At 69.8% G+C, this 4266-nt stretch carries 5 protein-coding genes and 3 pseudogenes; 2 read left to right on the top strand and 6 right to left on the bottom strand.

Annotated elements, in window-relative coordinates:
• Both OP86_RS32115 and OP86_RS32110 read right to left on the bottom strand, forming a co-directional pair.
• Positions 1–239: hypothetical protein (locus OP86_RS32115; RefSeq protein WP_033334366.1), on the bottom strand; the 239-nt coding region annotated here is incomplete at its 3' end.
• 15 nt (positions 240–254) lie between these two features.
• Complete coding sequence (locus OP86_RS32110; protein WP_078589305.1) at positions 255–689, bottom strand: ATP-binding protein; 435 nt, start codon at positions 687–689, stop codon at positions 255–257.
• Between the two features lie 270 nt (positions 690–959).
• Here OP86_RS32110 and OP86_RS32105 point away from each other — a divergent pair, with 270 nt between their 5' ends.
• Together OP86_RS32105 and OP86_RS32100 are read left to right on the top strand one after the other, a co-directional pair.
• A complete protein-coding gene (locus tag OP86_RS32105) occupies positions 960–1856 on the top strand; it encodes a glycosyltransferase family 2 protein (RefSeq protein WP_030062593.1) in 897 nt (298 codons plus the stop codon).
• Positions 1857–2009: 153 nt separating this feature from the next.
• Positions 2010–3371, top strand: a complete 1362-nt coding sequence (locus OP86_RS32100; RefSeq protein WP_030062594.1) for an NsdA family TPR-like regulatory protein — start codon at positions 2010–2012, stop codon at positions 3369–3371.
• A gap of 51 nt (positions 3372–3422) precedes the next feature.
• Here the strand turns inward: OP86_RS32100 and OP86_RS39305 are convergent.
• The 4 genes and pseudogenes from OP86_RS39305 to OP86_RS32085 all read right to left on the bottom strand — a co-directional run.
• Positions 3423–3470: pseudogene (locus tag OP86_RS39305) on the bottom strand (hypothetical protein); the annotation flags it as partial.
• 37 nt (positions 3471–3507) lie between these two features.
• Positions 3508–3759 (bottom strand): annotated as a pseudogene (locus OP86_RS39300) (hypothetical protein); the annotation flags it as partial.
• On the bottom strand, positions 3759–4022 hold the full coding sequence (locus OP86_RS33140) for a hypothetical protein (protein ID WP_030259901.1): 264 nt from the start codon (positions 4020–4022) through the stop codon (positions 3759–3761). The pseudogene OP86_RS39300 and the gene OP86_RS33140, both read right to left, overlap by 1 nt.
• Positions 4023–4035: 13 nt before the next feature.
• Positions 4036–4266 (bottom strand): annotated as a pseudogene (locus OP86_RS32085) (hypothetical protein); the annotation flags it as partial.

The following is a 4266-nucleotide window of genomic DNA, read 5'->3' as shown; positions in this document are numbered from 1 at the left end:
CCGAGGGCTTCGAGGAGTTCCCCGGTGTCGGCCTCGGAGTTCGGCCGGGGGTTGGCGAGCAGGACGTCGTAAATGTCGTCCAGGCGGCGGGCGGTCTCGGCGGCGGGGATGCCGAGGGCGGTGCAGAGCGCGCGGGCTGCGCGCAGGGGTTGGCCGGTGCGGCGGGCGAGGGTGGCGTAGGCCTGGGAGGGGGTGCGGCCGGTGTCGAGGAGGTGCCGGGCGGTGAGGGCGATGCGCATGGTGGGGGCCTCCGTTCAGACCGCGATGGCAGCGGGGGCGAGGGAGGGCGCGACGAGGGCCCAGACGAACTTGCCGATGCCGCCCGAGCGCGGGCAGCAGCCCCAGCGTTCGGCGAGTTCGTTGACGAGGAACAGCCCGCGTCCGTGCTCGTCGTCCGGCGCAGCCGTACGGAGGGACGGGCGGCCGCTGCCGGCGTCGTGGACCTCCAGCCGCAGGCGGGAGTTGACCAGGGCGAAGCGGATCTCGATGCGCCGGTCGTCGGGCGCGTCGGAGTGCTGGACGGCGTTGGCGAACAGCTCGCCGAGGAGCAGCTCTGCGGTGTCGGAGTAGCACTCGCCGGTGGGCAGTCCGGAGAGGTAGGCACGGAGGAGGTGGCGGGCGAGCGGCGTGGAGTCCGTGCGGGAGTCCAGGCGGGTGGCGAACGTGCGGGGGCGGCAGGCTTTGAGCATGGCGAAGTACCTCAAGGGTGATTGGCAGGAGTGAAGTGCGCCGGGCTTGCCCGGGCGGCCGGGGTCGATGCCGTGGCCTTGGGCGGGTAGCTGCACCAGGAGCGCGCGACCCGGGCGCTGCGGATGGAGTCGACAGCCTCCTTACGGGCGAACCAGGAGCGTTCGGGTCCCAGCAGGAGCGGACGGTGTGGGATGGTGGCCCGTCCCGGTCGGCACGCGCAGCGGCGCGTGCCCTGGCTGCAGCGTCGGCGAGATCACGAAGGGTTCCTCATGGTGGGGTCGAGTGCGGTGGGCGTCACGCTGGGCGTGGTGGTGCTGACGATGGGAAACCGGCCTGCGGAGCTGACGGCTTTGCTGGACTCGGTGCTGGCCCAGGACGGCGGCGGCAGCGGTGTGCGGGCCGTGGTGCTCGGGCAGGGCGTGAAGCTGCCCGAACTGCCGGACTGGGTGGACGCCGTGGAACTGCCGGAGAACCTCGGTATCCCCGGGGGCCGCAACGCCGGCGTCGAGCGGCTGCGCGAGCTGGGGGGAACGGACGTGCTGGTCGTCCTGGACGACGACGGCCTGCTGCCCCGCACCGACACTTTCCGGCTGGTCCGGGAAGCCTTCGAGCAGGACCCGCGGCTCGGGATCGTGTCCTTCCGCATCGCGGACGAGACCGGGTTCACCCAGCGCCGGCACGTCCCCCGCCTCGGCGCCAGTGACCCGATGCAGTCCGGGCCGGTCACCACGTTCCTGGGCGGCGGCCACGCCATCCGGATGAGCGTGATCGACCAGGTCGGGCCGTTCCCCGGCGCGTTCTTCTACGCCCACGAGGAGACCGACTTCGCCTGGCGCGCCCTGGACGCGGGCTGGCGCATCGACTACCGGGCCGACATGGTGCTGCAGCACCCCCGCACCGACCCGGCCCGGCACGCCGCCTACTTCCGGATGACGGCCCGCAACCGGGTCTGGCTGGCCAAGCGCCACCTTCCCGCGGTCCTCGTGCCGGTCTACCTCACCTCCTGGGCGGCCTACACGATGGTCCGTCGACCGCCGCTGTCCGGTCTCAAGGCTTGGTGGTCCGGCTTCTTCGAAGGCGTACGCACGCCCTGTCCGCCGCGTCGGCCGATGCGGTGGAGCACGGTGTGGCGGATGGCGAAGCTGGGCCGACCGCCGGTGTTCTGACTGACGGGTCGAAGAACACATCGGCCATGAGGCATTGACCTCCTCCGGAGTGCAGGTACGTGCAGTCAGTGAACAGCCGAACACGCTCCGGCGGTACGGTGATGGCCTGCTCATCCCGTTCAATCTGTTCAAGATCGCTTATAGGGGCGTGAGTTGACTGGGCGTAAGAAGTCGAACCGGCAGCTGGCGGCCGCCATCGAGGAAGTCGGGTGCACGTACGAAGCCCTGGCCAAAGCGGTCCGCGGCGTCGCGGCGGAATCCGGTGAGACGCTGCACACCTCGCGGTCGGCAGTGCTCTCCTGGGTGAGAGGCGGCACTCCAACGGGCCGAACCGCGGCGTACCTTGCCGAGGCGTTGACGAGAATGGCGACGCGGAAGGTGACGACCGCCGAGATCGGTCTAGGATTCCCGACATTCGGGGAGGCCATGGCCCCTGATCCTCTGGCAACCGCCGCTGATCTCGGGACACTTGTCATGTTCCACCGTCGCGACTTCCTCGCCCTCGCCCTCGCCTTCGCTGCCGGTACCGTCGGGCTTCCGCTCACCTACGACCACCAGGCAGTCGCCGCCACGCTGCGAGGTGCGAAGACCGGTCGCAGGGCCGGTGCCGAGGAGGTTTCCACCGTCCGGCAGCTCACCGAGATGTTCAGGACCGCTGACGAGAGGCTGGGCGGTGGCTATGGACTCTCCACGGTGTCGTCCTACCTGGCAGATGCCGTCGTGCCGATGCTCCAGGCCACGTTCCCGTCCGAGGAGGTGCGGCGGAGCGCGTACGGAGCAGCAGCCGAGCTGGCGACTCTGGTCGGATGGAAGTGCCACGACCTCGGCCGTGAGGGTGCCGCCCAGAGGTTCTACCTCCTCGGCTACCAACTTGCCTGCGAGTCCGATCCCGCAGGTCACGGAGCCTGGATGATGCGCGCCCTCACCCATCAGGCCCTCGACCTGCACCAGACCGCGCACTGTGTGGAACTGGCCGAGGCTGCGCTGTCTCGGGCCCAGGGGAAGGTCGACCGCAAGACGGAGGCGCTGCTCCTGGTGACAGCTGCCCGGGCGTACGGAGCAAGCGGCCAGAGCAAGAACGCTGCAGGGGCACTCCTCGCTGCCGAGGATGCCATGCTCGCCGATGATGAAGGTGTTCCCTCGTACGCCGGCGCCTCAGGCCCGGTCGCGGCCACCGTGGCTTCGCACACTGGCAAGACCCTGACCGGGATGGAGGACCACCGAGCCGCTGAACGGCACTACCGCGCGGCATTGCAGGACCGTGTCCCGTCGATGTACCAGCGGGTTCGCGGCTTGACCCTTGCGAACCTCGCCAAGTCCGTGGCTTCCCAGCACCGTCACGAGGAGGCCGTGATCCTCTGGAGTGAGTGCCTGGACCTCATGGACGGCGTGGCATCGGACCGGAACAAGAGGGAGCTCAAGACAGTGCGCTCGACCATGGCTGTCTACAGCACGCGAGGAATCCCCGGCGCCCCCGAACTTGCCCAGCGGGTCACCGAACTCGCATCCGCGTGACCTCAGATGCCGGAGGTGGATGGTGACGGGGATTCTTCCGGCGGCCAGGGTGGGGGTGCTGGTCCAGCCGAGGAGTTCTTGCAACTTGACTGCCAGCACTGGGCGTTCGGTGGTGTAGTCGACTCGTATCGGCCCCGGCGCGCTTGAGCATGGTGAACAGCTCCGCCAGCGGGCGGAAGTCCCGCCGCCCGGTGGCCGGGTTGAGCGGCGCCACGCGCATGTACTCGCCGGAGACGGAGAACGGCATCAGCGGCGCCTGGGTGCGGCGCTTTAGGATCGTGAGGATGTACACGGAGGTCATCCCGGGCTTCAGCACCAGCATGTCCGCCCCTTCGCCGAGGAACGCGAGGCCGGTGTCGGTGTGCCCGCAGAGGAGGTTTTCCGTCATCACCGCGATGCCAGGCCCGGTGTCCTTACGGCGTGGATCGCCCGCACCATCAGGCTGTCCGGCGCGACCGCCCCGGTGGCCTGCTGGTTGCGGTGCAGACTGTTGGCGAAGACCTTGACCGAGCGGACGCCGACGGCGATCAGGTTCAGGACGGTCTGCGGGATCTCGGCGACGGTGACGGTCGGCAGCGGCCGGTCGGCGTCCTCGCTGTCCCACGCGAGGTGTGCTGCGTGGGAAGTCGGTGGGGTCGACTTCCTGTGCACAGCCGGGTGTTGATCAGGTGCGGGTGGCCTTCCGTGCGTGGTCGCGGCAGCGCAGGAGGGCGAATGTGATGCGGGTGTCGGGGTTGGGGGTGGTGGTGAGGAGTTCGCCGGCGGTGACGAGGGTGTTCCAGTAGCGGGTGGGGTCGCCGGTGCGGGGCATGGGGTGGGCGGCGGTGAGGGAGAGGTAGGCGACGGTCAGGTTCCCGGTGGTGAACCAGCGGTCCAGGCCGTGGCGGTGGCCGGG

Origin of the sequence: Streptomyces novaecaesareae (assembly GCF_000716875.1) — a bacterium.
Classification (GTDB): domain Bacteria; phylum Actinomycetota; class Actinomycetes; order Streptomycetales; family Streptomycetaceae; genus Kitasatospora; species Kitasatospora novaecaesareae.
Note: the sequence above shows the minus strand (reverse complement) of the source record. Positions and strands in the feature narration are given on the sequence as shown.